27 protein-coding genes and 1 riboswitch are annotated in these 26447 nt (G+C 58.8%); of the genes, 9 read left to right on the forward strand and 18 right to left on the reverse strand.

Translation table 11 applies throughout. The annotated features are described in order from the left end of the window. Positions 1-106 precede the first annotated feature (106 nt). The 5 genes from H7C18_RS23000 (at position 107) to H7C18_RS23020 (ending at position 5050) form a co-directional block, all read left to right on the forward strand. Positions 107-346 carry a hypothetical protein gene (locus H7C18_RS23000; RefSeq protein WP_185131458.1) on the forward strand — a complete coding sequence of 80 codons (240 nt, stop codon included), beginning with the start codon at positions 107-109 and terminating at the stop codon, positions 344-346. Between the two features lie 13 nt (positions 347-359). Next, on the forward strand, positions 360-1481 hold the full coding sequence (locus H7C18_RS23005; RefSeq protein ID WP_185131459.1) for a GerAB/ArcD/ProY family transporter: 1122 nt from the start codon (positions 360-362) through the stop codon (positions 1479-1481). Next, the gene (locus H7C18_RS23010; RefSeq protein ID WP_238357898.1) at positions 1478-2992 is read left to right on the forward strand and encodes a spore germination protein; all 1515 of its coding nucleotides are present in this window, start codon (positions 1478-1480) and stop codon (positions 2990-2992) included. The genes H7C18_RS23005 and H7C18_RS23010 overlap by 4 nt, the downstream gene beginning before the upstream one ends. Beyond that, a complete protein-coding gene (locus H7C18_RS23015) occupies positions 2989-4185 on the forward strand; it encodes a Ger(x)C family spore germination protein (RefSeq protein ID WP_185131461.1) in 1197 nt (398 codons plus the stop codon). The genes H7C18_RS23010 and H7C18_RS23015 overlap by 4 nt, the downstream gene beginning before the upstream one ends. 85 nt (positions 4186-4270) lie before the next feature. Continuing rightward, complete coding sequence (locus H7C18_RS23020; protein ID WP_185131462.1) at positions 4271-5050, forward strand: exodeoxyribonuclease III; 780 nt, start codon at positions 4271-4273, stop codon at positions 5048-5050. Between the two features lie 82 nt (positions 5051-5132). Here the strand turns inward: H7C18_RS23020 and H7C18_RS23025 are convergent, their stop codons facing one another. After that, entirely contained in the window at positions 5133-5897 is a 765-nt protein-coding gene (locus H7C18_RS23025) for a MerR family transcriptional regulator (RefSeq protein ID WP_185131463.1), read from the reverse strand. Between the two features lie 381 nt (positions 5898-6278). Next, positions 6279-6896, reverse strand: coding sequence for a TetR/AcrR family transcriptional regulator C-terminal domain-containing protein (locus H7C18_RS23030; protein ID WP_185131464.1), 618 nt, complete (start codon positions 6894-6896; stop codon positions 6279-6281). A gap of 164 nt (positions 6897-7060) precedes the next feature. Here H7C18_RS23030 and H7C18_RS23035 point away from each other — a divergent pair, with 164 nt between their 5' ends. Beyond that, positions 7061-7825: an alpha/beta fold hydrolase gene (locus H7C18_RS23035; protein WP_185131465.1), complete on the forward strand. Its 765-nt coding sequence runs from the start codon at positions 7061-7063 to the stop codon at positions 7823-7825. A 166-nt stretch (positions 7826-7991) separates the two neighbouring features. Here H7C18_RS23035 and H7C18_RS23040 read toward each other — a convergent pair whose 3' ends face one another. Together H7C18_RS23040 and rpoD are read right to left on the reverse strand one after the other, a co-directional pair. After that, positions 7992-8834: a bifunctional 5,10-methylenetetrahydrofolate dehydrogenase/5,10-methenyltetrahydrofolate cyclohydrolase gene (locus tag H7C18_RS23040; RefSeq protein WP_185131466.1), complete on the reverse strand. Its 843-nt coding sequence runs from the start codon at positions 8832-8834 to the stop codon at positions 7992-7994. Positions 8835-8895: 61 nt separating this feature from the next. Next, positions 8896-8976: riboswitch (ZMP/ZTP riboswitch) on the reverse strand. Between the two features lie 42 nt (positions 8977-9018). Further along, the gene (gene rpoD, locus H7C18_RS23045) at positions 9019-9906 is read right to left on the reverse strand and encodes an RNA polymerase sigma factor RpoD (RefSeq protein WP_185131467.1); all 888 of its coding nucleotides are present in this window, start codon (positions 9904-9906) and stop codon (positions 9019-9021) included. A 434-nt stretch (positions 9907-10340) separates the two neighbouring features. Between rpoD and H7C18_RS23050 the strand changes: the two genes are divergently transcribed. Next, on the forward strand, positions 10341-11354 hold the full coding sequence (locus H7C18_RS23050) for an iron-hydroxamate ABC transporter substrate-binding protein (protein ID WP_185131468.1): 1014 nt from the start codon (positions 10341-10343) through the stop codon (positions 11352-11354). 348 nt (positions 11355-11702) lie between these two features. Here H7C18_RS23050 and H7C18_RS23055 read toward each other — a convergent pair whose 3' ends face one another. Next, entirely contained in the window at positions 11703-12512 is an 810-nt protein-coding gene (locus H7C18_RS23055; protein ID WP_185131469.1) for a helix-turn-helix transcriptional regulator, read from the reverse strand. Between the two features lie 110 nt (positions 12513-12622). Here H7C18_RS23055 and H7C18_RS23060 point away from each other — a divergent pair, with 110 nt between their 5' ends. Further along, the gene (locus H7C18_RS23060) at positions 12623-12955 is read left to right on the forward strand and encodes a hypothetical protein (protein WP_185131470.1); all 333 of its coding nucleotides are present in this window, start codon (positions 12623-12625) and stop codon (positions 12953-12955) included. Here H7C18_RS23060 and H7C18_RS23065 read toward each other — a convergent pair. Further along, entirely contained in the window at positions 12921-13772 is an 852-nt protein-coding gene (locus H7C18_RS23065) for a helix-turn-helix domain-containing protein (RefSeq protein ID WP_185131471.1), read from the reverse strand. The two genes, H7C18_RS23060 and H7C18_RS23065, sit on opposite strands and share 35 nt — an antisense overlap. A gap of 188 nt (positions 13773-13960) precedes the next feature. Here H7C18_RS23065 and H7C18_RS23070 point away from each other — a divergent pair, with 188 nt between their 5' ends. Beyond that, positions 13961-14986, forward strand: a complete 1026-nt coding sequence (locus H7C18_RS23070) for an aldo/keto reductase (RefSeq protein WP_185131472.1) — start codon at positions 13961-13963, stop codon at positions 14984-14986. 124 nt (positions 14987-15110) lie between these two features. Here H7C18_RS23070 and H7C18_RS35585 read toward each other — a convergent pair whose 3' ends face one another. The 12 genes from H7C18_RS35585 to H7C18_RS23125 all read right to left on the reverse strand — a co-directional run bounded on the left by H7C18_RS35585 (position 15111) and on the right by H7C18_RS23125 (position 26409). Further along, the gene (locus tag H7C18_RS35585) at positions 15111-15233 is read right to left on the reverse strand and encodes a hypothetical protein (protein WP_273387760.1); all 123 of its coding nucleotides are present in this window, start codon (positions 15231-15233) and stop codon (positions 15111-15113) included. A 252-nt stretch (positions 15234-15485) separates the two neighbouring features. Next, entirely contained in the window at positions 15486-16103 is a 618-nt protein-coding gene (locus H7C18_RS23075; RefSeq protein WP_185131473.1) for a DedA family protein, read from the reverse strand. A gap of 26 nt (positions 16104-16129) precedes the next feature. Continuing rightward, positions 16130-16771, reverse strand: a complete 642-nt coding sequence (locus H7C18_RS23080; RefSeq protein ID WP_185131474.1) for a hypothetical protein — start codon at positions 16769-16771, stop codon at positions 16130-16132. Between the two features lie 14 nt (positions 16772-16785). Then, positions 16786-17109, reverse strand: a complete 324-nt coding sequence (locus tag H7C18_RS23085; protein ID WP_337913891.1) for a PadR family transcriptional regulator — start codon at positions 17107-17109, stop codon at positions 16786-16788. Between the two features lie 111 nt (positions 17110-17220). Further along, on the reverse strand, positions 17221-18684 hold the full coding sequence (locus tag H7C18_RS23090) for an alpha-L-fucosidase (RefSeq protein WP_185131476.1): 1464 nt from the start codon (positions 18682-18684) through the stop codon (positions 17221-17223). Continuing rightward, positions 18674-19483 carry a MerR family transcriptional regulator gene (locus H7C18_RS23095; RefSeq protein ID WP_185131477.1) on the reverse strand — a complete coding sequence of 270 codons (810 nt, stop codon included), beginning with the start codon at positions 19481-19483 and terminating at the stop codon, positions 18674-18676. The genes H7C18_RS23090 and H7C18_RS23095 overlap by 11 nt, the downstream gene beginning before the upstream one ends. Positions 19484-19877: 394 nt before the next feature. After that, positions 19878-20903 carry a LacI family DNA-binding transcriptional regulator gene (locus H7C18_RS23100; protein WP_185131478.1) on the reverse strand — a complete coding sequence of 342 codons (1026 nt, stop codon included), beginning with the start codon at positions 20901-20903 and terminating at the stop codon, positions 19878-19880. 115 nt (positions 20904-21018) lie between these two features. Beyond that, positions 21019-22053, reverse strand: a complete 1035-nt coding sequence (locus H7C18_RS23105; protein ID WP_185131479.1) for a Gfo/Idh/MocA family protein — start codon at positions 22051-22053, stop codon at positions 21019-21021. Next, positions 22050-23084: an alcohol dehydrogenase catalytic domain-containing protein gene (locus tag H7C18_RS23110; RefSeq protein WP_185131480.1), complete on the reverse strand. Its 1035-nt coding sequence runs from the start codon at positions 23082-23084 to the stop codon at positions 22050-22052. The genes H7C18_RS23105 and H7C18_RS23110 overlap by 4 nt, the downstream gene beginning before the upstream one ends. Positions 23085-23185: 101 nt before the next feature. Then, positions 23186-24019: a carbohydrate ABC transporter permease gene (locus H7C18_RS23115; protein WP_185131481.1), complete on the reverse strand. Its 834-nt coding sequence runs from the start codon at positions 24017-24019 to the stop codon at positions 23186-23188. Further along, positions 24016-24954, reverse strand: a complete 939-nt coding sequence (locus H7C18_RS23120; protein ID WP_185131482.1) for a carbohydrate ABC transporter permease — start codon at positions 24952-24954, stop codon at positions 24016-24018. Before H7C18_RS23120 ends, H7C18_RS23115 begins: the two co-directional genes overlap by 4 nt. A 15-nt stretch (positions 24955-24969) precedes the next feature. Further along, on the reverse strand, positions 24970-26409 hold the full coding sequence (locus H7C18_RS23125) for an ABC transporter substrate-binding protein (protein WP_185131483.1): 1440 nt from the start codon (positions 26407-26409) through the stop codon (positions 24970-24972). Positions 26410-26447 lie beyond the last annotated feature (38 nt).

Genomic DNA, 26447 nt, shown 5'->3' on the forward strand with positions numbered 1-26447 from the left:
TCGAGAGAATCGGTTCCCCTTCGCCCCGCATGCATATGAAAGTCGCTTGTAAGTGAAAATAAGGAAAATCCGGCACGCGTCACACGCGTCAAAAGAGGGGATGGCCGTGGATAAATACGTTTTCCTGCTGCTGCTCTTCGCCTTCTGGGCGCTGGCGGAGATGCGGGATTGGAAGAAGCGCGGCCGCAGAATCAAACTCGCCCGACTGGCACTCGCCTTAACGGCCGTTTATCTATCCCTCGTCTTCTGCCTTCAGCCGGATTTGCCCGGATACGGCGAATTGTTGAAATGGGCGTACGGGCCCGCGGCCCGAACCGTGGTTCAATGGTTCGGAGCGTCTTCATGAAGGGACGAACGTCATGCGCGATTCCTCGTCATTAACCGCCAATCAATTGGGCAGTCTGCTGATTGCCGCCTCGATGGGGTCCGCCATCGTTTACATCCCGGCTCCGCTGGCGCAGGCCGCGGGCAACGGCTCGTGGCTCTCCGTCTTGGCCGCGTACTTGTTCGGCTTGGCGATGCTCGGAGGCATCCTTTATCTTTATCGCCGGCATGGGAAGGAAGGCGGCCTCTTCGGCTGCTGCAGGCAGCTGCTGGGCCGAGTTGCGGGCCCCGCCGTACTGGTGCCGGTCGTCGGAATGCTGTTCTTCGCCATCCCCGCGATCGTAGCCGGTATCGGCGATTTCTTCGTCAGCGGAATGATGCCCCGGACGCCGCCCTATATCTTCTGCTCCTTCAGTCTGGCCGTCTCCGCGCTAACCGCGAAGGCGGGGAGCAAGATTACGGCAAGGCTGTTCGTCATGCTGGTGCCCGTGATGGTCGTCTTCTCCCTGGCCGTTCTCATCCTGGCGCTGCCTCTGTACGATTGGGGCCGGCTGCTGCCGATCGCCGACAAAGGGATCAAGCCGGTGCTGCACGGCCTTCTGATCGCCGGCGGGTTCCCGTTCGGAGAGGTCTTTCTCTTTCTGGCGTTTCTGCCCTACGCTTCGAAGGAGCAAGAGAAGCTGCTGCCGGGAAGGTTGATCCGCGCGTTCACGATTACCGGCGTTCTCATGTTTCTCGCGGCGATCTGTTCGACGGCCGCGTTCGGAGCCGCGGCGGGCCATTTCAATTATTCGCTGTATACGCTGGCCAGCAACATCGGCGGCAGCGGTTCGAGCCAAAGAGTCGAAGCCGTGATCGGAATGGCGCTGATTCTGGGCTCATACATGAAGGCCACCGTCTACCTCCTCATTCTGAATCGAATCATGGCTCAGCTGCTCGGCGCCAAGGACGAATCCGCCTTTATCTTTCCCATCGCCCTCGTCTGCGTGATGCTATCTCTCACTTTGTTCGCGAATCCGGCCGATTTCCTGTTTCAGGTTTACACCGTATGGCCGTGCACCGTACTCGGAATCGGCTGCGGGCTCACCTTGCTCCTCGTCGTCTTGTCGTGGCTGCGGGGGAATCCCGGTTCGCAGGAAAGGAAGAACGCCGCTTGACGCCTCAGACCGCCAAGGCTCCGGCCGTCTCCGCTTCGCTGAGCTCCAACCGGGCTTTTCTGAAGCGCGTCTTCGAGAATTGCCACGATATCTCCTTCGACCATTGGAGCTACGGCGCGGATCTCGGATACGAAGCGCTGTCCGTTTATTGCCGCACGCTGGTGCCCGAAGACCGCAACCCTTACGTAAAGCAAACCCTTCACGACCTGACCGGCCTGGATTCGGGCGCCGCCGCGACCGCGACTCCCTCCGCGGTCGGCAGCTACTTCCAAAGCGGAGGGGTCGCGAAGCAGGGGTTCGCCGTCGTCCGGGAATTGTCCGAGGTCGTCGATCTCGTTCTGCAAGGATGCGTCGTCCTGTTCTTCGACCAATGGGACGGCGCGCTCGTTTACCATGCCCCGGAGATCGAGAAGCGGCCGGTCTCGGAGCCGGTCAACGAGCCTGTCGTTCACGGGCCGCGCGAGGGAACCGTCGAAGACCTCGGCAAGAACCTCGGCTTGCTCCGACAGAGAATCCCTTCTTCGGATTTAAAGATCGAATGGATCTCCGCCGGGAGATTGTCCAAGACCAGCATCGCGTTCTGTTACCTCGAGCCGGTCGTCGCTCCCGACCTGCTCGCCGAATTTCGCCGCCGAATCGCAGGTTTGGAGCGATACGACGTGCCGGAGACATCCTACGTCGAGGACTGGATTCAGGATTCCGCCTATTCGCCGTTCCCCCAATTCCGCTATACGGAGAGAACCGATACGGCGACAGCGGCTCTGATGGAAGGGAAGATCGCCGTCCTGGTCGATCATACGCCTTCGATCCTTATCGCTCCCGCGTATCTCGTCGATTTCATCGGCTCGAGCGAGGATTATTACGTCCGGACCGTCTACGCTTCCATGATTCGCCTGCTCCGCCTGCTGGCGTTCTCGATCGCGTTGACGCTGCCCAGCATCTACATCGCGCTGTCGACCTTTCACTCGGAGCTCATTCCGACCGTGCTTCTGCTGGCGATTCTCGACACGCGGGAAGGCATTCCTTTCTCCGCGTTCGTGGAGGCGCTCATCATGGAGATCTCCTTCGAGCTGCTCCGGGAGGCGGGGATTCGGCTGCCCCGGCCCGTAGGTCCCGCAGTCAGCATCGTCGGGGCGCTGGTCATCGGACAGGCGGCCATCATGGCCAAGATCGCCTCGCCGATCATGGTGATCGTCGTCGCGCTTACAGGGATCGCCTCCTTCGCCATTCCGAACTATGGAATGGGGATTGCGCTGCGCATTCTCCGCTTTCCTTATATGGTCGCCGCCGCAGCCCTTGGAGGATTCGGCCTGATGATCGCCATGCTGCTCACTCTGCTTCATTTGACCAGCCTGCATACGCTCGGACAGCCTTATCTGACGTCGCTCGCTCCGTTCCGCTGGAAGGATATGCGCGATATTGTGGTTCGCATTCCCCTGAAGCAGCTCCTGCGCTCTCCCCGCAGCCGCAGGCTAAGCATTCCGTCGAACGGAAGGAAGGATCCCGGATGAGGAGAGCCGTCGCGGCATCGGCGCTGCTGTTCGCGATCTTCCCGTTGCTTGCAGGATGCTGGGACAAAAACGAGCTGACGAACTGGGGATACGTCCAAGCCGCGGCGATCGATCGGGCGCCGGACGGCCGCATTCGTCTGACGACGCAAATTTACAAGCCCGGAAGCCCGGAAGCCCAAACGGCAGGAGCGGCCAAATCGGGATCCTTCCTGAACCTGACGAACGTCTCGGACACGGTATCGGAAGCCGCGGCGCAAATCTCCGGCCGGCTGGGACGAAATCTGCAGTGGAGCCATATGCGCGCCCTTCTCCTCAGCGAGGACTTCGCGCGGAACCGGAGCATCGGCGACGTTCTCGACTTCTTCTCGCGCAGCCAGGGACCGCGGGGATCGACCAGCGTTTTTATCGCAACCGGTGAAGCCGGCTCGTTCCTGGAGATCAAGCCTCTGATCGAGAGCACCATCGGACAGCAGCTCAAAACCGTCGAACAAACGACGGGCAGCCAATTGGGAACCGCCAACCGACTGACCCTTCTCGACTTGAGCATCATGGCCGAGACCCCGTCGCCGACGGCCGATCTGATCCCACGCATCGAGCTCTCGAACGGGAAGCCGATCCTGGCCCTGATTAACGGGCTGTCCGTTCTGCGATTTCCGGAGGGGACGATTTCCGATCCGATCCCCCTCTCCCTTGCTCCGTACGTGCTGATGCTGCGCGGTCAATTCAAGGGAGGGATCATTCAGATGCCCTGCCGGGGACAGAGCGGCAAGCCAAACGGAAAAAGCGATGCTTTTCTCGTGACTTCCGCCCGTTCCCGAACGAGCGTTTCCTCCCGCAAAGGCGAGCCAGCCATCCGAATTCTGTTGAAGATGAAAGGGAAAGCGAGTGAATTCAACTGCTCCCGCACGACATCGGAGCAGGAGAACCGTGCATTCCTCAATCGGCTTCGCCAGGAGGTGAAGACCGGGCTGGAAGAGAGCATGGCGTTGATCCGCGCCCGCAAAGCGGACGTGATACACGCGGGCGAATATGCGCAGCGGCGGCATCCGCGATTGTGGAAAAGCTGGTCCGAAGATTGGGCGGAGGCGTTCTCGCGATCCGGATTCGAAGCGGATATCCGCATCATGATGACCGATACCGGAATGGACGCCGGCGAACCGTTCGTCGTCCCCCCTTCTCCCGACAAGAAATAGTAAACCGCCGGACGGACTGGACGGATTCGCTTGCTATGATAAACTAAGAGAATCGAAGTCTATCAGATGCAAGGAGATAACCGACATGAAGCTGGTATCCTGGAACGTCAACGGCCTCCGGTCCTGCGTAAACAAAGGATTCTTGGATTACTTCGCGGAAGCCGGCGCCGACGTCTTCTGCCTGCAGGAGACGAAGCTGCAGGACGGGCAGATCGAGCTCGAGCTCGGAGACGAGTACGCGCAATATTGGAACTACGCGGAGAAAAAAGGCTATTCCGGCACGGCGGTGTTCACGCGGCTGAAGCCGTTATCGGTCCGGTACGGAATCGAAGAGGATCGCGAGCCGGAAGGCCGGATTCTGACGCTCGAGTTCGACGAGTTCTATCTCGTCAACGTGTATACCCCGAACGCCAAGCGAGACTTGTCCCGGCTGCCGTATCGGCTGGAGTGGGAAGACCGGTTCCGCGGCTATCTGCAGGAGCTGGATGCCGTCAAGCCGGTGCTCGCCTGCGGCGACCTGAACGTCGCCCACCGCGAGATCGATATCAAGAATTGGCGGAGCAACCGGGGCAATTCCGGGTTCACGGACGAGGAACGGGAAAAGATGACGAGGCTTCTGAACGCCGGCTTCACCGACACGTTCCGGCACTTCTACCCCGAACGGAACGACGCCTTCACCTGGTGGTCGAACATGCCGAAAGTGCGGGAGCGGAACGTCGGGTGGCGCATCGATTATTTTGTCGCGTCCGACCGGATCGTTCCGCTTCTGATCGATGCGGGAATCGACGCGCACGTGCTGGGCAGCGATCACTGTCCGATCACGCTCCAACTGCAGGATCGGCTTGAGTCGAGTTCGAACGGCTGACCCCTCTTGCGAACCGGCATAAAAAAGACGGCGCCCCGACCCTCCGGCCGGCGCGCCGTCTTTTTCTCGCTTGCAACCGCGGCTACGCCTGCACGCCCGCGTAGATCCGGATGGCGTCCCGCAGGAATTCCGCCGTTCCCGGCTGCTTCGCGTCGTAATGAGCTTTGAACCGCTCGTCGTCGACGTACATCCGGGCCAGGCCCGCGTGCGCCTCTTTGGTGTATTCGGGCCAGTAGAAGCTCAGCCACTGGCGATGCAAGTCCGCCGCCCGCTGCGCGATCTCCGAGGCCGGGTCACCGCCGGCGAATGCCTCCGCCAGCGTGCGCTCGAGTTCTTCCGAGAGCCGCGTCAGTCGTTCGTGCTCTTCCTTCGTCATATTTTTCAGCTTCCCGTTCGACCGGTTGACCGTCTCTTCCCCGTATTTTTCCCGAATTTCCTTGCCGTACTTCCGCTCGTTATCGTCGATCAGCTTCTGCTTGAAGCCTTCGAACTTCTCTTGGTCGCTCATCGTTCTTCTCCCTTCGGATGCGGCAATCGTCATCTCCACGCTCGCGATCAGGAGATCCAATTGCCTTCTTCTGTCGAGAAGCTGCTCCCGATGCTCCCTAAGCGCCGCGGCCGCATTGAAGGCAGGATCGGTCACGATCTCCTTGATCTGCTCCAGCCCGACGCCAAGCTCCCGGTAGAACAAGATCTGCTGCAGCCGGTCCACCTCCGCCTGGCCGTAGATCCGGTATCCCGACGAATTGATTCTGGCCGGCTTCAGAATCCCGATCTCGTCGTAATACCGCAGCGTTCTCGTGCTGATTCCCGCCAAGCGGCCCAGCTTCTGCACCGTATATTCCATGGTCTCGCCTCCCGACATCTTCACCGTACACCTTTACGCTGCGTCAATGTCAACGACTTATTTTCCCGTTTCTCACGGTCGGGCCATACTCTAGGGGGGACAGGCATTGAATACGACGGAAGTTACCTTCGCATTGACCGATCAGATCGAATTGAGCGGGGGCGCGCACATTCTATATATCTAGAAGCCTACATCAGCAATGCCGCCGCTTTCGTCCGCCAAGGCCTGGAGCTTGGACAGCAAGTCGTCCTGATCGACAGCGAGGCCCATTACGAGCGCGTCTCGCAGCTCCTCCTGGCGGAGAGCGAAGAGCGGCCTTCACACCCGGATGCGGCCGCCTCTACCGTATGCTTGAGCAGCATGACGATAGCACTGGAGCAATCACATTCGTTTCACAGTCGCATCGATTCCATTAATAAATAACTCAAGACTATAAGCAAACTCAATGTCTGCAGTGCGTGCCGGGGCTGAAACGTTGACGGAGAGTGGTCGATTAGCTATCTCCGGACGCTCGTCGTTCAGATGGCTTCGCTCGTACTCTTCTTCCAGAGTGAATCCGATAATGAAATTCGTTAACGTGCTTACGCAATAACTTGCATCCCTATGCGTAAAGCCTTGAACATGTAAGGCATGAAAAAGGGCACGAGAGTGAGCCGAATCGATCTGTTGATGATAGGCAACGCACAACTGCGGTCCGTCACGATAAGTTAACAAAGCATTTCTCAACGAATGTGCACTGGCAAGGAGCCACTCTTGCCAAGTTGCCTTTTCGTTTTTTGGCATGGCGAGCGGCTGGTCATCGAGCATCGTACGCGTAAGGTGAAGCAGGAGCGCGTCTTTGTTTTCAAAATGTCGGTATAGCGCCGATACGTGCACATCAAGTCGAGACGCGAGAGTTCTAAGCGAGAATGCATGTAAGCCTTGTTCGTTGAGCAACGCAAATGCAGCAACCGTGATACGAGATGTGTTCAATAGTCGTGGTTTGGGTTTTGGTCTCATGCTTGACATTATATCATGCTTAGTGCTATAAGTGAACAGTGTTGACTTATTGTGAAGCCGGGGTGAAACATACGAAGCCAATCTATATAAAAAATACCGTTGTCTCCAAAGACGGAACGCTAATCGGGTATAGACAACTTGGAAAAGGACCCGGAGTTATATTAGTGCATGGCGGATTAAAGTCTTCCCAGGACTTTATGAAACTTGCGCATATTTTATCTCATACATTTACAGTCTATATTCCGGACCGGCGCGGACGTGGAATGAGCGGCCCGGCGGGGGACTCATTTGGCGTTGAAAGAGAAGTGGAAGACATGCAAGCTCTTATTGCAAAAACAGGAGCTGCAAATATTTTCGGTTTAAGCGCAGGAGCGCTTGTTACGCTTAAAACAGCATGGGCCACCCCTTCTTTGCGGAATGTCGCCCTCTATGAGCCGCCCTATTCCGTTAATGGATCGGCACCTACTTCCTGGGTGAAACGCTACAAACGCGAACTGGCAAAAGGAAAATTGGCAAACGCACTTGTTACCGGAATGCAAGGGCTTGCAACCGTGCCTGTATTCACGAAAATCCCTCGGTTTTTTCTTGCGCCTATGCTTGCTGTCGTCATGATGTTCCAAGGCAAATCTACAGAAGAAAAAGTAACGATTCGTTCACTGGTTCCTACCTGGCAGTATGACATGAAAGTCATCGATGAAATGAGCGATACGCTTGACGACTATAAAGATCTACGAGCAAACATTCTCCTGCTTGGAGGAACGAAAAGCCCGGCTTGGCTTATGGTTTCACTTGATTATTTAAACGGCATATCGCCTCGGGTAAACCGATTTGCCTTTGAAGGTTTGGGCCATGACGGTCCGGAAGATGACGGCAACCCGGAGCTTGTTGCGGCGCATCTTTCCCGTTTTTTCGGAACAGATCGAGCATAGCGGCTCTTGAAATAAAAAATCGACCTTGAACGGAGCCAAGGTCGATCCCGGTGATAAAAAATAGGCAGGCAGCATCGACAAGGGTAGGGATCATCTCCCTTCACCCTCGTTGTCGGGTGCCCCCAAGCGAGTATTCGGGAGCGTCTCTTCCGCGAAAGCGAACGCTTCAGAGGGTGCGCTCGGCCGCCTCTACCGTATGCTTGAGAAGAGTCGCGATCGTGACGGGGCCTACTCCGGCCGGGACCGGGGTGATGGCGGAGACTCGCGGCAGGCACGCTTCGTAATCGACGTCCCCGACATTCCCTTCGTTATAGCCGGCGTCCAGAACGACGGCTCCTTCCTTTATCCAATCCCCCCGAATGAACTGCGGCCGGCCGACGGCGGCGACGACGATATCTCCGAGCGCGACAATGCGGCCCAGATCCTGCGTGCGGGAGTGGCAGACGGTGACCGTCGCGTTGCGGTTGAGCAGCATCTGCGAGACCGGCTTGCCCAGAATCGGGCTGCGGCCGACGACGACCGCGTGCTTGCCTTCGATCGGAAGGCCGTAATGGTCGAGAATGGCGAGGATGGCGGCCGGCGTGCAGGACGGGTAGGCCGCCATTCCGAAGGCGTTCTGGGCGAAGCCGGCCGTCGTGACTCCGTCCACGTCCTTGTCCAGACGAATCGCCTCGAACGCGGCTCTCTCGTCGATATGCTCCGGTACCGGATGCTGAAGCAGAATGCCGTGGACGCTCGGATCGTCGTTCAAGCGCTCGATCTCGGCGACCAGCCCGGCGGTCGACGTCGTCTTGCCGAGCTCCACCTTCAGGGAGCGAATGCCCAGCCGGGCGCAAGCGTTCCCCTTCATGCGCACGTACGTGGCGGACGCCGGGTCGTCCCCGACCAGAATGGTGGCCAGACAAGGGACGACGCCCTTCTCCGTCAATGTCTGAACCCGGACGGCCAGCTCATCCTTGATCTGCTGCGCCACGACGGTCCCGTTCAAAATCAGCGGTTGTTCGTTCATGCCTCATCGCTCCTTTTTTTGTCCGATAAAAGACAGAAAGAGGCAAGGGGAACGAACCCCTTACCTCTGCCCAGGCGTACGGCACAGTATGTCCGCGCGCTCCCCCATGGTGGCCCATGCTACGCCAGTCACGCGCGGGTGAATGCTTCTATTGTAGAGGATGAACCGCGTACGGCGCAACCGATTACTCCAGGAAATCCTTCAACCGCTTGCTCCGGCTCGGGTGCCTCAGCTTGCGCAGCGCCTTCGCCTCGATCTGGCGGATGCGTTCCCGCGTGACGCCGAATTCCTGGCCCACTTCCTCCAGCGTGCGGCTGCGGCCGTCGTCGAGTCCGAACCGCAGGCGGAGCACGCTCTCCTCGCGTTCCGTCAGCGTATCGAGCACGTCCGCGAGCTGCTCCTTCAAGAGCTCGTAAGCCGCGGCGTCGGCCGGCGCGGGCGCCTCCTGATCCTCGATGAATTCGCCGAGCTTCGAATCGTTCTCTTCGCCGATCGGCATCTCGAGCGAGATCGGTTCCTGGGAGATCTTCTGAATCTCCAGCACCTTCTCCACGGTCAATTCCATCTTCTGCGCGATCTCTTCCGGCGTCGGTTCCCGGCCCAGATCCTGCAGCAGCTGCCTGGAGATGCGCACCAGCTTGTTGATGGTCTCCACCATATGGACCGGAATGCGGATCGTCCGGCTGTGGTCCGCGATGCTGCGGGTGATCGCCTGCCGGATCCACCAGGTGGCGTAGGTGCTGAATTTGAACCCCTTGCGGTAATCGAATTTCTCGACCGCCCGGATCAGCCCCATGTTTCCCTCCTGAATCAGGTCGAGAAACAGCATGCCCCGGCCTACATATCTTCTTGCGATACTGACGACCAGCCGCAGGTTCGCTTCGGCCAGCCGCCGCTTCGCCTGCTCGTCGCCGGCTTCGATCCGCTGCGCCAGATCGATCTCTTCGTCGGCGGACAGCAGGGGAACGCGCCCGATCTCCTTCAAATACATTCTCACCGGATCATCCATCTTCAATCCGGGCGGTAAACTCAGTTCATCTTCCGGGAACTCTTGCCGTTGTTCGTCCGACATTCCCAACCCCTCCTTGCAGCGCGATTCGCGCCTGATACGGGCTAAAACGGGCTAAAACGTATGTTGACTTAGAGGAAAAATCGTGGTAACATGGTTATGATTGAGGAAACGAAACGCATAAATGCGTTACACGTTATTCTATCAGATTTGTGACCATATGACAACTGCTTTTCAAAGATTTTTGGCCCCTCGGCATTCGCTGCCGAGGGGCTTGTCGCATTTTGGCCGCCGAACAGCTTATTCAAGAGGTCCTCCTCAAGCCTTATGCGTGAGAATCCCGCTCGCTCAGGAACGGAATCCGCCTTATCGGATCTGCACGAAACGGTTCATCTTCTTCACCGAATCCGTTGACAACGGATAGCCTATCCTGCTATTCTTTTGATGATAATGATTCTCATTATCGTAAAATATGCGTGTATAGGTGGAGGCTCGTCATGGTGAGAAGAAGAAGCCGGTTCCAAGCGGCTGCGGTTGTTCTAGCTTTTGTATTGTTGTTGGCGGCATGCGGGAATTCGGGCGGGGGCAACGGCGCCTCGCCGGAGGCCAGCGAGCCTCCGGCGGGCAGCCCTTCGGCTTCTGCTTCGGCAACGCCGACGGATTCGGCGGGCGCTGCGGCGTTCCGCGACTACGAGACCGACAAAGGCACGGTAAAGATCCCGACGAAGCCGCAGCGGATCGTCACCGACTACTATGGGGGCGAGCTGCTGTCTGTCGGCGCGAACGTGGTGGGCGTCGAACCGACCACCTTCGACAATCCTTTCCTTAAAGGGATGCTGGACGGCGCGGAGGACGTGGGCACGGACGTCGATCCCGAGAAGACGCTTGCGATGAAGCCGGATCTGATCGTCGTTATGTACGATACGAACTACGAGGCGCTGTCCAAGATCGCGCCGACGATTCATATTCCGTACGGCACGGCGACCAACATCGAGGACACCGTGAAGCTGTTCGGTGACATCGTCGGCGCGCCGGACAAGGCGGAGGAGTTCCTCGCCAAGTATGAGCAGAAGGCGGCGGAGGGCCGGGAGAAGCTGAAGGGCGTCATGGACGAGAACGCGACGGTCGGCTTGTACGAATTGACGGACAAGGGCGAGCTGTGGATGTTCGGGGACAACGCGGGCCGGGGCGGCCAGGCGGTCTATAACGCGCTGCAGCTGAAGATGCCCGAGAAGATCAAGAGCGGCGACCAGACGAAGCAAATCTCGTTGGAGCTCCTGCCCGAATACGCGGCTGATTACATGTTCATGACGACGTACGATCCGGAGAAAAAAGGCGATCAACTCGCCAAGTTCAAAGCTTCCCCGATCTGGAAGAACATCCCGGCCGTGCAGAAGAATCGTTTCTTCTTCAACGACTTCGACACGTACTACCGGTACGATCCGATCGCCATCATGGGACAGATCGACCTGTTCGTCGATATGCTGCTGGAGGCGAACGGGAAGAAGTAAGGCTGCAGCCGCTCGAGGCCGGCAATTTCTGCAGGAATGCAGGTTTTCCTTAAGACATGCGGTTAAAGCCTGCGAATTGCAGTTTTTCCATAGGGCATTCGCTATAACTGAGAAAAGCCTGCGAAAATGCAGTTTTTCCATAGGACACTCGGCAATAATCATGAAAAGACTGCAAAAATGCAGGCTTTTCATGATTCATTCGTCCAAATGGAGCGTGGCGGCCCGAAATGGATGTATTTTTGCAGGAATATGACCTTCCGAATCCCTTCGGGTACCGAAAACCTGCACATTCGCAGGAATTTGGCACTGCAAGCGGATGCCGCCGCGCCGTACATAAGCTCGTGAAGTCTAATCCGTGTCCTCCGGAGTAAACACGAAAAGGTGAACGCCCTCCCGGCCGTCCACGTTCCGGAAGGAGGTTGTCTCCAGCCGTTGCGCGGCTTCGGCGCCGGAAGGGACAAATTCCAGCTCGCCGCCCGACTTCCGTCTCACCTCATGGCGGCTCCACCGCTCCCGAAAGTAAGGGCTGGCCGCCGCGAGCTTCTCGACAAACCGGGGAAACCACGGATCGCCGGCATTGCGGTCGAACAAGCTTCGGAACAAGGCGACCGCATAAGGGGACCGCTCCTCCCAATTGGCGATCCGTTCCCGAAGGTCGGGATTTGCAAACCACTGCCAAATCATGTTCCGCTCCGCTTCGGGGAGCGCGCCGAAATCGGCGAAAAGGGCGCAAGCGGCGGCATTCCAGACCAACACGTCCGCCCGTTCGTCGACGATCAGGGCCGGATGGGACATGCCGGCCAGAATCAGCCGCCATCGGGCGGGCACCGATCGCTCCGTCTCCGCCGGCCGGTTCGTGCGCGCCGGAAAACCGGCCAGGTCCATCATGTGCGCGTACTCGTCGGCGCTCATGCGCAGCGCGCGTCCGACGCAGTCCAGAATGGACGCCGTCGCGCGAATGTCCCTGCCCTGCTCGAGCCAGGTGTACCAGGTGACGCTGACGCCGGCCAATTCGGCGACTTCCTCCCGGCGCAGGCCGGGCGTCCGCCGTCGATTATGGCCGGGAGGCAGCCCTACATCGGCGGGCGACAGCCTGGATCGGCACGAGCGAAGCATCCGTCCCAACGCTTGAAGCTGCGGGGCTCGCGAATCGGCCATCCCCTCCCCCCCTCCTCTTCCTGCCTATCATAATGAACACCAGGTACGGCCCTCTCCTTTTTGGCACAATGGATTCATCCCATACGCCATAGAAGGAGTGAACCGTTCGCATGCTGCTAACCTTGCTCTTCAGCTTCGGAGGCGGGCTGCTCGGCGCCAACGCCGTCCCCCATTTCGTCAAAGGGATTACAAAGGAACACTACCCCTGCATCTTCGGAAATTCGCCGGTGCCGAACCTGATCGCGGGCTGGGTCGGCCTCATTCTGGCAGGCTGGCTGCTCTACGCGTCGGATTTGCCGAAGCATCCCGCCCCCTGCGCCGCCGCGGCCGCGATCGGCGCGCTGCTGATCGGACTGTTCCATGCGCGCATCGGCGCCTTCGGGCGGAAGGAGACACAGGCCTCGCCGGTCAGCGGCATTGCCGGACGAATTCGCCGGGAGTAACACCGACGATCCGCTTGAAATGACGGTTCAAGTGGCTTTGGTCGCTGAAGCCGAGCGACGCGGCGACGTCCTGCACGGGACGGCCGGCGAGCAGCAGATCGCGGGCCCGGCGGATTCGTTCCCGGACGACGTACTGATGGGGAGCAAGCCCCGTCGCCTGCTTGAACAGCCGAACGAGATGGGACGCGCTGACATGCGCCGCGGCTGCGATGGCGTCCAGCGACAGCTCCCGATCGAGAAAAGCATGGATATACTGCAGCGCTCCGTCCACCTGGGTCCGGGCGAGACGCAGGGGTTGGTTATCCGTTCTCGCGGATACGGCTCCGTAGCGCTGCAGCATATGAACGGACAGCATCCGGATCATCGATTCCGCATACAGGGAGCCACCCGGCCCTCCTGCCCGCAAATCCTCGTACAGCCACCGGGCGACCTGCATGACCCGCTCGTCGTTCAAGCGGATATGCCTGCCGAAATCGACGGCTCCGCCTCCGCCGGGAAGCTCCAGCTCCTCGGCGACCCGATTCGTCAGCGACGGCGACAAGTCCAGACGCAGAAAGGACAGCTCGCTCTCCCAACGGCAAACCGACAAGTCCCCCGCCGAGAAAACATTGATGTCGCCTGGCCTCGCAACCCCCTCGCCCCGGTACCCGTCCGCCCGCTCGAACACTTGGACCGGCTGCGGCGTCATGTGGATCACGATGAGATGCTCCGCCAGCACCGGCTCGTGCGCTTCCTGCGGCGAGACCCCTTCCCATCCCGACAGTCTCATTCCCGACCAGCCGAACGAATCGCTGGTGACGATCGGCGTATCCGGCATGCCTCTCCCTCCTCCCGGTTGCCGACGCATCGCCGCGTCCGGCTTCTTTTTACTTTCTCTATTTTATCGCAGCCTCGGCTTCCTCTACAAATGAGCATTTCGTTCCGGCAGACGAGCGGATCGTTCAAGAAGAAGGGCGGTTCGGCCGCCTATACTGAATTCATCGAACAAAACGAGGAGGAACAAACATGAAATACGTGACATTGGGAAATTCGGGACTGCTTGTATCGGAGCTCGCGTTCGGGACGATGACTTTCGGATCGGGGAACCTTCCGACCATCTATAAGGTCGGGCAGGATCAGGCGCAGGAGCTGGTAGACCGGGCGCTGGACGCCGGGGTCAACTTCTTCGATACGGCGGATGCGTATGCGGACGGTCAAAGCGAGGAGATGCTCGGCAGGCTGATCGGCAAGCGGCGCCAGGATGTCGTTATCGCCACCAAGGCCGGCAACCGCATGGGGCCGGGGCTCGTCCGGTCCGGACTGTCCCGGAAGCATCTGCTGGCCGCCTGCGAGGAAAGCCTGGCCCGCTTGAACACGGACTATATCGATCTGTACATCGTCCACAAGACCGACCCGTTCACCCCGCTCGAAGAAACGCTTGAGGCCTTGAACGATCTGGTCCGCCAAGGCAAAGTCCGCTACATCGGCTATTCGAACTGGCCGGCGTGGCTGGCCGCGAAGGCGGTTCAGATGCAGCGCGAGCGCCGGTGGGCGACGTTCGTCAACGGGCAGATGTATTATTCGCTGATCGGCCGCGACCTTGAACACGAAGCGATCCCGTTCATGCAGGACGGCGGCGTCGGGCTGACCGTCTGGGGACCGCTCGCCGGCGGTTTTCTGAGCGGCAAGTATACCCGGGACAACCTGAACGATCCGGACAAGCGGCTGAGCGGCTTCGATTTCCTTCCGCACGACAAGGAATGGGGCTTTACCGTGCTGGACACCGTGCGCGGCATCGCGGAACGGCATGGCGCGACGCCGGCGCAAGTGTCGCTCGCCTGGCTGCTCGCCCAGCCGCACGTGGACAGCGTGCTGATCGGCGCCAGCCGTCTGTCGCAGCTGGAGGACAACCTGAAGGCGGCCGAGTTGACGCTAAGCCGGGAGGAATTCTCGCAGCTCGGCGAACTGACCCGGCCGGAGCCGCTCTATCCGAACTGGTTCGAGGCGAAGACGCGGGATGCTGTCGTAGAAAGCGCTCTGAAGGTTCGGTAATCCCGTTCAACCGATCAGGCCCGCCGCCAGCTGCAGGTCCATGCCGGTGCCGCTGATCAACAAGCGTTCCTTTTTATTCCCGAGCAATTGCCGGTCCAATCGACAAACCCGCCGTCCGCGATGCTCACGCGTTCACGTTGATCTTGAAATTGATTCCCTGATAGTAGCGGTTGTCGCTCTCTTCTCTGTCTGCAACAAGCGCGACGGCCGGAAATCGCTCCTTCAAATGTTCGTACATTCTGTCCATGAAGCCGTCCGGATCAACGTATCCTTTTCTGCAATGAAGAAGCACTTGCGCCTCTTGGCCTGATGTTCCGCCGAAATAGGCCCGGCCGGCGAGAGCTCCAACGGCTCAAACCCTTTGCGATCGGCCGATTCGAGCATGGCAAGCTCAATCCGCTTCAGCTTGATCGCACTGAGCGGGGAAGGCTTGACGAACCGGTTGGTCGCATTCATGCGAAGAGCTCCGAGCCAATCGCTCGGAGCTCTCGGTCGCCGGTCAATCGGCGCGAGCCGCTCTTTTCTTCCGGAAAAGCAATACCGCGACGACGAGCAAGGCCAGGGCGAGGAGAGCGTAGACGATGTGCGAGTACAAGTCCATATATGTGAGAATACTCTCCCACGAGGAGCCGACGGCGGCGCCGATGCCGACGAGGGCCGCGTTCCAGATGAGCGAGCCCAGCGTCGTCAGCAGGGCGAACAACCAGACGTTCATGCGGGTGCTGCCCGCCGGAATGGAGATCAGGCTTCGCAGCAGCGGGACCAGCCGGCACAGGAACACCGCCCAGACGCCGTACTTCCCGAACCACCGGTACGTTTTGCGCACGTCGGACGGGGTCAGCCGCAGCCACCGGCCCCATCTGCCGACGATGCGTTCCATCCGCGCTTGATCGAATAGGAATCCGATATAGTAGAGAATGAGGGCGCCGGCCAGCGAGCCAAGTGTGGAAAAAAGGATGACGCCCGCGATGCCAAGGTCCGAGTAGGTGGTCATAAAGCCGCCGAACGTCAGGACGATCTCCGACGGGATCGGCGGGAACACGTTCTCCAACGTGATGAGCAGGAACACGCCCGCATATCCGAACCGGTCCATCCACTCCACGATCCATTGTTCCATTTTCAAACACCTCTTTTATCGGAATATTAAGAAAAATGATGCTGCAGCTTCCGATGAATGGCCGCGTCCAGCACCTTGTAGACGAAGAACAGGCCCGCCAGCGCCGCCCCGTAGACGGCCAGTATCGTTTGGGCAATGACCATTCCCGTGCCGTCCGCTTCGAACAAATCACCGACGATTGTCAACGCCGCCAGCAGCGCCCAAGCGAGAACCGTCCAACCGAACAAATAATAATGGGCGGGGAGATGGAACAGCTCGGTGTTCTTGGAGAGCGACAGCAGCTCCTTTACTTTGAACTGCGAGATCGCTTCCGCCGTCGCCTGCTCCTTCGTCCGGCCCTGGGCCGTCAGATCTTGGGCGTAATCCTCCAAGTAGTTGCGGAGCTCCAAGCGGTCTTCCTCGCTCATGGCAAGCTGTCTCACGTATGCCTCGATATCGTTCATCTGCCGGTACATGGCGTTGAGCCGAATGTGGGAAATGTAGTTGACGGCGCTCCACAGCACGGCGACGGCGAACGAGACGCCGTAACCGACGGACAGCCAGAACTGATCGTCCGAAGCCGATCTTTGGTCCATCCAGAAAAACGCGCCGCATACGACTACGGACAGCGCCAGCAGCCACCCGTGCCGGAGATCGCTCAGACTGAATGCTTTTCTCCATCCGATCATGCTTGCTCCTCCTTTCAAATAAATCGATCCACGATGTCGCGCGTCTGCAGCCAATCCCGGACGTACCGGTCGAACAGCTCCCGGCCTTCCGCCGTAATCGCGTAATACTTCCGCCGCCCGCCGTGCGTCTGGTCTCCCCAATAGGAAGCGATGGCGCCCTGCTTCTCCAGCCGCTTCAAGGACAAGTACAGCGTCGCCTCCTGCAGCTCGAGGCCGCCGCCGGTTCTCTCCTTGATCGCTTTGGATATCTCGTATCCGTAATTGTCCCGCTCCCGAATGACCGACAGGATCAGCAGATCCACGGTCCCTTTGAGCATCTCCGCGTTCAATCGCCGCACCCCGCCTTACGTTGACTACCTAACGTTCCTAGGTACATCCCGATTATAAAAGAATGTACTTAACATTGCAAGGTACTCGCGCAAAAAAAGAAGCACCGCAGGAAATGCCCCCTAACGGTGCGATTCATGTTCTATAACGACAACAGGCATAAAGACGTCATCCAGACGGCGTGCAAAGACAAGAATCAGGTCTTCGCCATCGCGTTCTATGCTTATCGGGCTGCGATCGGGAAGCAGGCTGGCTCTGCCTTCCGCGAACAGTCCCTTGATTCTTATTGGCGATCCGTCCGGCTTTCCCGGAAGCATCAGGTACAGCTTGTCGCCCTTATGCGTAAACCGGACGGCTTCTCCCGTCTCCGTTACTGCTTCCGCCCGGGTCCACGGCCGTGTGCCGTAAACCGCCTCGCCATTCCGCTTCAGCCAATTCCCGAATTGCGACAATCGGCTCAGCTGTTCGTCCGGAATTTGCGCGTCTTCGCCGCGGGGGCCTACGTTCAGCAGCAAATTGCCGTTTTTGGACACGGCATCCGCAAAATCCGAAAGCAAATCCTCAAAGGAAGCGTAGTCCGCCTCTCGCTCATTGCGGTTATAGCCGAACGAATTTCCGATGCCGCGGGTCATCTCCCAGGAGTGGGCTTGAACCTCTCGGTATTGGGTATATTCCGGCGTGGCAAAATCGCGGTGGGGAATAGAGGGCGGGGCCAGGGCGGAGTGGATATCGGGATTCTTCTTGATCATCCGCTTGACCATGGCGTCCATCATGGCTCGTACCGGCTTCAGGCCCATCAGCTTGCCGATCGAAGTCGAATGCTTCCAGCGGTCATTGACCGCTCCGTCCGGAACGACCTCATAATAGTAAGCGAACAATCGGAACAAGGCGTCCCGGCCGCCCGGCCAGCAGATATCGTTCCATAAGATATCCGGGCGGTACCGCTTGATCAGCTCGCGGACCTGGGCATCGGCATAGGCGGGATAATCGCCTCCGGGCGTGGAGAAGGAATAATCCATGAAAGTCCGGGACATTTTCCGGCGGAACGTCCAGTCGATGCCTCCCGAATAGTAAATGCCGAAGCGCAAGCCTTCTCTTCGGACGGCTTCGGCCAACTCGCCGACGATGTCGCGTTCGCTGAACCAGTTCGGTTCGCGGGGATTCTTCACCTCCGTGGGCCATAGACAGAAGCCGTCATGATGCTTGGAGACGATCACGACATATTGGGCGCCGGCTTCGCTGAATACTCTGGCCCATGCGGAAGGATCCCAATTCTTCAGTCCTTCCGTAAACATCCGTTTAAACCCCTGATAGGGCATATCGCCATACTTCGCCTTATGATATTGGGCGGTTGGAGTGGCCGGATCCTTCATCGCATTCCAATAGCCTTCGGCGTAGGGGTAAACCAACATAGCCCGGTCGTAATCGTTTTTCAATGTCTCCGCGAAATGGCCCAATGGCGCAAAGCCCGGGACGGAATAAGGTCCCCAGTGAATAAAAATGCCAAACTTCGCATCTTGAAACCATTCCGGAACGGGATGAGCGTTTAGAGACTCTTGGGTGGGCTGATACGCCTTAGGTTCCATGCTCCGAATCTCCTCCATTCTTGCGGGCATCCGAGGACGGGGACGACAAAAAGTGTTTCACCGCCCTGTCGATAAAGGCTTGGGAAGCTTCCATCAGATCGCGATCTCCTTCCGGCCACGAGGCCCGGTTTTCTTGAAGCTGCGCGAAGGCCTGAATTTGCCCGGCATCTCCTCCGGTCGCTTCCTGCACCATTCGCCGCCATGCCTCGGCCAGCTTCTGCGCGGCGGGTCCGTCCGCGGCCTCTCCTGAACGCGCAAGCGTCACGGCTTTCAAGGTCAGCGCTCTCCAGGTATGATACAGTTCGAAAGCGCCATGCCCTTGCGCAAACCTTCTGCCGAGAACCTCTTTCTGAACGTCGCTAAAGGCATATTCCTTCCAATCCATCAAATTGCTGTTTCTCAGGATTCGGATAAAGGAGGTCAGCAGCTGCCACGACGGGTAGTTTCCGGCTGCGATCGCCGCCCGGTACGCTTCGATGGCGGCTAGGCTTACATGCGCGTCTTCTATTTTTTTGTAGAGAGCCATCTCCTGTTTTTGCAGGATGGATTCGATCTGAGACAACTCGGGACGGTTGACCACCTTGTCGCGAATTTCCGGCAAGGAAAGCCCTAACGTTCGATAGAAGATGATCTGCTCCAGCGTAAGGACGTCTTCCTCGGTATAAGATCTTCGCCCGCTTGCGGTACGTCCGGATGTCGGCAAAAGCCCGATGTGGTCATAATGCTGGAGCGTTCGTACGGTAACGCCGGTTGCCTCCGCCAGTTCGCCGATCAAATAAGTTTTGCCCGTTTCGCCCATGCGCCGCACCTCCTTGATCATTACATCACATGACGCAACGTCACGCGCAACCCATTTTCCGTTTTCGACTCAAAAAAACTACGGAGGCATCATCGACTAACAAAATTTGTGGGACATGCATGCCCATTCACAGGGCTTGCCAGCAAGCCAGTGCGCTATAACGATGCAAATCATCGCATCGTGAGCCCATTCGGCAGGCTTCGACGGCGAGCCGATGCGCTTGCGGTACAATATCGCACCGTTTTCGGGGGTTGGTGAAGCGATGGGGCTGTAAATGGTTCGTTAATTATGCCGTCGTAGAAAAAAAACATCTCCGAAGATCAGTCGTCTCCGGAGATACCGATGGAAAAGCGTTCGTCTCGATTCGGCGAGCGCGTGTGCGCCGCGTCTTTTGCTAGTGCGAATTGCGGGTGCTGTCCCGGACGACCAGGCGGGTATCCACCACTTCGCGGTAGCCTCCGCTTTTGCCGGCCTGGGACTCGTTGATCTTCTTGAGCAGAATATCGAGCGCGCGGCGCGACATCTTGCTCTTGGAATTGCTGATCGAGGTCAACGGCGAAGGAGAGAAGATACGGGCGTTGATGTTGTCGAAGCCGATAACCGAATAATCCTTGGGAACGCCGTAGCCCAACTTCTGAAGCATATAGATCGTCTCCCAGGCAATGACGTCGTTGAAGGCGAACACGCCCGTGAAGTCGACTCCTTCTTCGATCAACGAGCGGATCAGATGCCGCGTCTCGCTCTGAATCAGGCCGGGCTCCCGGACCAGCTGCGGGTCCAGCGGGACGCCGTACTCTTGCAACGCCTTCTTGTACCCCTCGTACCGCTCTTCCGCGCTGGAGATGTGAAGAGGACCGTTCAGGAACAAAATCCGCTTGTGGCCGGTGTCCAGCAAATACTTGGTCGCCAGATAGCCGCCCTTCTCGTCGTCGCAGATGACGTAGTCGAATTCGGGGATGCTCTTGAAGCGTCTTCCGATCAGGACGAACGGAACGCCGGTGCGCTGAAGGAACCAGATGTTGTCCTCGCTTCGCTGCGAAGGACAGATGATGATCCCGTCGACGTTCTTGCTAAGCGCCGTGCGGATGGCGCTCTCCTCCAGCTCCTCCCGATCCTCCGTATTGAGCACGATGATCGTGTAGCGGTGCTTGCGGGCCGCCTTCTCGATCTCTTTGACGATGATGCCGAAATGCGGGTTCGAGATGTCGCCGACGATGACGGCGATCGTCTTGGAGTATCCGGAACGGAGCGAACCGGCGACGGAGTTCTCGATGTACCCCATTTCCTTCGCCAGCCGCTGAATTTTTTTGCGCGTCTCCAGGGCGATGTCTTCCTTATCCTTGAGCGCCCTGGAGACGGTGTTGATCGTATAGTTGGTTCGCTCGGCGATATCTTTGAGCGTGACCCGTTTGCCGGCCATAGCATTTCCCCTAATCTTTCTTGAACGTTAATGTTATGATCGTAGCACGATTTTCCGCGGAGCGTCAATTGGTGTCGATCGGACCCGATGGAGGGGATAATGCTATGGCTTCTCCTTACTCGATGCGAATTCGGGTTCCGGTCTCGTAGGAGCGGATGGCCGCGTCGGCCAGCCGCAGCGCCCGATGTCCCGCACGCGCAGGGATGGGGGGCTCTTGGCCGGATCTCAAGGCGCCGAGCAGCGCATCCAGGTGCCGGTGGAACGTCCGGTGGAAGTCTCTCCCTTCGTCGTTGAAATAGCCGGCCTCCCATACTTCGCCGATCTCGCTTCCCGAAGGATGGTAGGTATATCTCCTCACGGTATCGTGAATGACCGCCCGGCCTTTCGTACCGTCGAGCTCCACCCGGTGCGTATCCGGATAAGCGTAGGAGGAATCGTACGTCCCGATCAGGCTGCCGACCGCGCCGTTTGCGAATTTGAGCGCCAGGATCAGCGTTCGGTAGCCGCCGCCCGTTTTGTCCGTCATCTCGGCCATGACCGATTCGATGGGCCCGCACAGATGCTCGAGCATGTCGAAGCCGTGGCACTGCGTCTCGATCAGGTTCGCATGCGGATGGCCTGGGCCTCCTTCCCCGCCGAACCGCCACGAAGCGAACGTCAGCTCGCCGATCTTCCCGCTCTCCATCGCGGCCTTGGCCAGCTCGACCGGCTTGGCGTAACGGTGATTGAAGTTGATCGCGAAAAAAAGGCCGCGCCTCTCCGCCTCCTCGAGGAGTTCGGCCGCTTCGCCCAGGTCAAAAACGAGCGGCTTCTCCACGAGCAGAGGGACCCCCGCCCGGATCACCTCCAGCGTCGCGGAGAAATGCTCCTGGTTGGGCAGGCACAGGCTGACCAGGTCCGGCTTCTCCTTCTCCAGCATTTCCTCTACGTCCACGTACGGCCGCACGCCGAACAGCTCGGCCTTGGCCTGCGTCTTGGCGGGATCCCGGCCTACGATCGCGCAGAACTCGACGTCGGGCCGCGTCGCGAAGATGCGCGCATGCTGCCAGCCCCAACTGCCGGCGGAGTCGAACCCCGTCGACAACCCTTGAACCGGCATCGCTCCTCCGGCGCCGACGAGCGCGATTCTGACTTTGCCTCCGCCGCTCATTGTTCGATCAGCACCTTTCCCGTGTCTCCCTGGAAGAACAGCTCGTAAGCATGCTGAATCTCGTCGGGGCCGAAGCGGTGCGTAATGATCTGCTTCAAATACGGAAGATGCTCCAGGATGAGCCGGTGATTCTCTTCGATCTCGCGGTAGCAGAAGTACTCGCTGCCGAGCACGGCGCGTTCCGTCGCGATCAGATCGGACGATACCTGCAGGTCCAGTCCTTCCCCGTGTCCGACGCATACGAGCACGCCTTTCTGGTTCAAGGCGTCGAGCTCGGCGCGCCGGGCCGCGCTTTTCCCGGTCGTGTCGATGGCCGCGTCGACGCTCGCGTATCCGTGAGCCCGGAGCGCGTCCGGGAGCTGCCGCTCCTTCAGGTTGACGGGAATGCCGCCCAGCCGCTCGGCCAATTGGAGACGATAGGGCACGAAGTCCATGATGAAGACGGGGACATCGTCGCCCAGCAGAAGCTTCGCCATCGCGAGCACGCCGAGTCCGATCGGTCCGGCGCCGCCGACCAGCACCGAGCGGATGGAGGAATGGACGAGCTTGGCTCGTTTGACGGCATGGCCGCCCGTACCCATGATGTCCAGCAGCATCGTCGCTTCACCTAGCGGAATGGAAGAATCGATCGCGAAGAACACGTTCTCGTTCACGACCATGTAAGGGCCGTAGCCCCCGTCGTGCGAAAAACCGTAATCGGCGCGCTTCGCCAGGCATTGATTGGTGGAACCCGAGCGGCAGTTGGCGCATTCGCCGCAGTAATCCATCAGGAAGACGACGCCCGGCGTGCCGACCGGCGTTCGGGTTCCCGTGCCGGCCGCCTCGACGATTCCCGACGCTTCATGTCCGGGGGTCGCCTGCGAGCCCTCAAAGAACTGGCTGCGGTCCGAGCCGCACAGGGCGTTCGCCTTCACCTTCAGCAGCAGTTGGCCCGGCCCCGGAACGGGCACTTCCTTTTCCCCGTATTCGACTTTGCCGTTCCCGACGAAAACCGGAATTCTCATGGTGCGCAGCGTTTGGGCGTTCTCCATGTCGTTTGTCCTCCCATGTAAGAAAGTTCGGCTCCAATAACGTTAATGTAAACGGTAATATTGTAGATTGTCAATATATATTACGTAAATATAAACAACCATTATCCCTTTAGTCCGGACATGACGATGCCTTCCACGAAGTACTTTTGACCGAGGAAAAAGACCGCGATGGCGGGCAGGATCACGACGGTCGTCGCGGCCATCATCAGGTTCCATTGGGCATTGTACGTGCCCTTGAACAGCTGCAGGCCGAGCGCCAGCGTGAACTTGTGGTCGTCGTTCAAGTAAATGAGCGGACCCATAAAATCGTTCCAGCCGTTCAGGAAGGCGAACAGTCCGACGGCGATAAGCGGAGGAACCGTTAGCGGGAGCATGAGCCGGCTGTAAATCGTAAAGTAGCCTGCTCCGTCGACGAATGCCGCCTCGTCCAGCTCCTTCGGGATCGTGCCGTAAAACTGGCGCATCAGGAACACGTTGAACGCGCCCCCTCCGAACCAGGCGGGCACCGTGAGCGGTATGATGCTGTTGGTCGCGCCGAGCTCTTTCCAGCCGATGAACTGCGGAATGAGGGTCACGGCGCCCGGCATCATCATGCTCGACAGAATGACCATGAAGATGATATTGCGTCCGGGCCAGTTCAGCCGGGCGAAGGCGTACGCGCACAGAGAGCTCGTCAGAACGGTCCCGGACACCTCGAGCACGACGATCTTCAGCGTATTCCAGAAGTACCGCCCGAACGGAAGCGCCGTTAACGCGTCCGAATAATTGCTCCACTTGAACGGACGGGGCACCCAGATCGGCGGCATCTCGAAAATTTGCGTAAGCTCCATAAAAGAGCTGCGGATCAGCCAGAAGAACGGAAACAGGCAGATGCAGGAGCCCCCGATCAGAACGACGTACAGGACGATGTTCACCGCACGCTTGGAGCCGGTCATGCCTTCCCCTCGCTTTCGTAATACACCCAAAGGGATGAAGATTTGAAGATCAGCAGGGTGAGCAGAAGGATAATGACGAACAAGATCCAGGAGATCGCCGAAGCGCTGCCCATCCGCATCGATTCGAACGCTTCCCGGTACGTGAAGAAGGAGTAGAACAGCGTCGCGTTATTCGGGCCGCCCCCCGTCATGATATAAGCCTGGCCGAATACCTGAAAGCTGCCGATAAACCCCATGACCGTGTTGAAAAAGAGCGTCGGCGTCATCATCGGAACGGTAATTCGGAACAGCTTGTGGCGCGCGGTCCCTCCGTCGACGTCCACCGCTTCGTACAGATGCTTCGGAATGCCCTGCAGGCCGGCCAGAAAGATGACCATCGTCCCTCCGACCGTCCACAGGCTCATCAGCACGAGGGACGGAACGGCCATCCGCTCCGAGAAGATCCACTGGGATTGCGGCAGGTGCAGGAATTTCAAGACCTGGTTCAGCAGCCCGAGATCCGGATTGAACAGCCACAGCCAGATGACCGAGGAAGCGACGACCGGCACCATCGTCGGCAGGAAGAAGATCGTTCGGAACACCGCTTTTCCCCGGATGCTCCGATTCAAGAGCAAGGCGACCGCGAACGCGAAGACGACCTGCAGCGGAACGCTAAGAACGACGTAATAGCTGGTCACCAAGAGCGACTTGTAGAAAAAAGGATTCGTCCCGTCAAACAGGCTGCGGTAATTCGCCAAGCCGACGAACGACATTTTGCTGAGGATGTTGTAGTCCGTGAAGCTGATCCCCAGGCTGAACGCCAGCGGCCCGAAGACGAAGATCAAATATCCGAGAATGACCGGCGAGGCGAACAAGAAGCCGAATAACGCCTCTTTCCTGGCTCTCCTCCACTTCTTGCCCGGCTTCGCCCGCCGATCCGATCCGTTCTCCCGCAATCCGTCCTCGCCTCCTTATTGGGGTTTGGTGTAGACGCCCTTCAAGGCCGCCTGCGCTTTCGCCTTTATGCCGTCAAGCGCCTCCTGGGCCGACGTTTTGCCGGACCATACGTTGTCCAGAGCCGGATCGATGATGGCGTTCAGGTCGGGAAGATCCCGGACGTAGTAGATCGGCTGCTGCATGCCGTTCTCGAAGGCGTTGTTCATGACCGCATCCTCGTAGCCTTCAGGGTGCGCGGAATTTCCCTCCGCCCACTTGGCGACCAGATCGGGCTCCTGGTACCACTTCTTCAGCACGGGCATCCACAGGCCGCTGCTCTGGAGCTCCAGCGTGCTGTCGGGGTTCATCATCCATTTCACCAGCTCCCAGGCTTCTTTCGGATGTTTCGTGCCTTGGAAAATGACGATCGGATCGCCCAGCGTCATCGTCACTTCCTTCTGCATCTTCGGCAGAACGCCGATACCGAAGTTCATCTTCGACACGCCAAGATCCGCCAGACTCCACTGGCCGTCGATCGTCATGGCGACTTTCTTGGTCTGAAGTCCCGTCGCGCCGCCCGGAATGTTCTTCTGCTGCGCCGGCGAAGGAGCGACGTGGTACTTGTTGATCAGGTCGGCCCACCTCTGAATCGCTTCGGCCGCGGGAGGCTCAGCCAGCATGAACTTCGTGCCGTCCTCGTTGACGAGCTGTCCGCCGTTGGCGTAGACGGCGGTCATATAAAGACCCGTCGGCAGCATGACGCCGTACTGCTTGATCTGCTTCGGATCGAAATCCGGATCGAGCGCGTTCCTCCCCTTCTGGTCGATCGTCAGCTGCTGCGCCGTCTTCACGAAGTCGTCCCAATTGTAAGCTTCTTCGGCTTTGGTCGGAGGAAGCGGCACGTTCAGCTGCTGGAACACGTCCTTGTTATAAAAGATGGCCATCGCCTCCAGCGCGCCGTTGATGCCCGCCAGCTTTCCGTCTGCCCACCAATACTGCGTATTCTCCAGGATGTCGGAGAGCTGAATGTCGGGATCGTCGTTCAAAAAGTCCATCAAGTTGTAGATGCGGCCTTCCTCGGCCCACTTCAGCGTCTGGTCGCCTTGCAGGAGGCCGACGTCCGGGAGCTGGTTGCCCGCCGCCATCGTCGTCAGCTTGGTCACGTAATCGTCGGGGATATGCTGGGTATTGACGGTGATCCACGGATACTTTTTCATAAAGCCTTTGATGGCGTTCTCCTGAATCTTCTTCTCGTTCGGACTGCCCCAGAACGTATACTTCAGCGTCACCGGAGCGTGGTCGTCCGAGGATGGGCTGCCCGAACTCCCTTCCGTTCCGGATTCCGAAGCGCTCGGCGCGGCGTCGGAACTTCCTCCCGAAGCGCCGCCCTCATTGCCGTTCGAACCGCCGCAGCCCGCAAGAACGAACCCTATCACGAAGATCGTGCTCAACAGCCATCCTGCTTTTCCGTTCATCGGAATGACCTCCTCTTTAACATTCATGTTATCGTTAA

It is taken from the genome of Cohnella zeiphila, from assembly GCF_014212055.1.
GTDB classification, from domain to species: Bacteria; Bacillota; Bacilli; order Paenibacillales; family Paenibacillaceae; genus Cohnella; species Cohnella zeiphila.

Bases quoted from the DNA above. Each gene is read 5' to 3' on its own strand.
- H7C18_RS23050 (WP_185131468.1), top strand. From the start codon at position 10,341: ATGGTGAGAAGAAGAAGCCGGTTCCAAGCGGCTGCGGTTGTTCTAGCT.
- H7C18_RS23060 (WP_185131470.1), top strand. From the start codon at position 12,623: ATGCTGCTAACCTTGCTCTTCAGCTTCGGAGGCGGGCTGCTCGGCGCC.
- H7C18_RS23020 (WP_185131462.1), top strand. From the start codon at position 4,271: ATGAAGCTGGTATCCTGGAACGTCAACGGCCTCCGGTCCTGCGTAAAC.
- H7C18_RS35585 (WP_273387760.1), bottom strand. From the start codon at position 15,233: ATGGACAGAATGTACGAACATTTGAAGGAGCGATTTCCGGCCGTCGCG.
- H7C18_RS23065 (WP_185131471.1), bottom strand. From the start codon at position 13,772: ATGCCGGATACGCCGATCGTCACCAGCGATTCGTTCGGCTGGTCGGGA.
- H7C18_RS23055 (WP_185131469.1), bottom strand. From the start codon at position 12,512: ATGGCCGATTCGCGAGCCCCGCAGCTTCAAGCGTTGGGACGGATGCTT.
- H7C18_RS23100 (WP_185131478.1), bottom strand. From the start codon at position 20,903: ATGGCCGGCAAACGGGTCACGCTCAAAGATATCGCCGAGCGAACCAAC.
- H7C18_RS23080 (WP_185131474.1), bottom strand. From the start codon at position 16,771: ATGATCGGATGGAGAAAAGCATTCAGTCTGAGCGATCTCCGGCACGGG.
- H7C18_RS23115 (WP_185131481.1), bottom strand. From the start codon at position 24,019: ATGACCGGCTCCAAGCGTGCGGTGAACATCGTCCTGTACGTCGTTCTG.
- H7C18_RS23015 (WP_185131461.1), top strand. From the start codon at position 2,989: ATGAGGAGAGCCGTCGCGGCATCGGCGCTGCTGTTCGCGATCTTCCCG.
- H7C18_RS23070 (WP_185131472.1), top strand. From the start codon at position 13,961: ATGAAATACGTGACATTGGGAAATTCGGGACTGCTTGTATCGGAGCTC.
- H7C18_RS23090 (WP_185131476.1), bottom strand. From the start codon at position 18,684: ATGGAACCTAAGGCGTATCAGCCCACCCAAGAGTCTCTAAACGCTCAT.
- H7C18_RS23105 (WP_185131479.1), bottom strand. From the start codon at position 22,053: ATGAGCGGCGGAGGCAAAGTCAGAATCGCGCTCGTCGGCGCCGGAGGA.
- H7C18_RS23075 (WP_185131473.1), bottom strand. From the start codon at position 16,103: ATGGAACAATGGATCGTGGAGTGGATGGACCGGTTCGGATATGCGGGC.
- H7C18_RS23095 (WP_185131477.1), bottom strand. From the start codon at position 19,483: ATGGGCGAAACGGGCAAAACTTATTTGATCGGCGAACTGGCGGAGGCA.
- rpoD (WP_185131467.1), bottom strand. From the start codon at position 9,906: ATGTCGGACGAACAACGGCAAGAGTTCCCGGAAGATGAACTGAGTTTA.
- H7C18_RS23030 (WP_185131464.1), bottom strand. From the start codon at position 6,896: ATGAGACCAAAACCCAAACCACGACTATTGAACACATCTCGTATCACG.
- H7C18_RS23025 (WP_185131463.1), bottom strand. From the start codon at position 5,897: ATGGAATATACGGTGCAGAAGCTGGGCCGCTTGGCGGGAATCAGCACG.
- H7C18_RS23125 (WP_185131483.1), bottom strand. From the start codon at position 26,409: ATGAACGGAAAAGCAGGATGGCTGTTGAGCACGATCTTCGTGATAGGG.
- H7C18_RS23110 (WP_185131480.1), bottom strand. From the start codon at position 23,084: ATGGAGAACGCCCAAACGCTGCGCACCATGAGAATTCCGGTTTTCGTC.
- H7C18_RS23005 (WP_185131459.1), top strand. From the start codon at position 360: ATGCGCGATTCCTCGTCATTAACCGCCAATCAATTGGGCAGTCTGCTG.
- H7C18_RS23040 (WP_185131466.1), bottom strand. From the start codon at position 8,834: ATGAACGAACAACCGCTGATTTTGAACGGGACCGTCGTGGCGCAGCAG.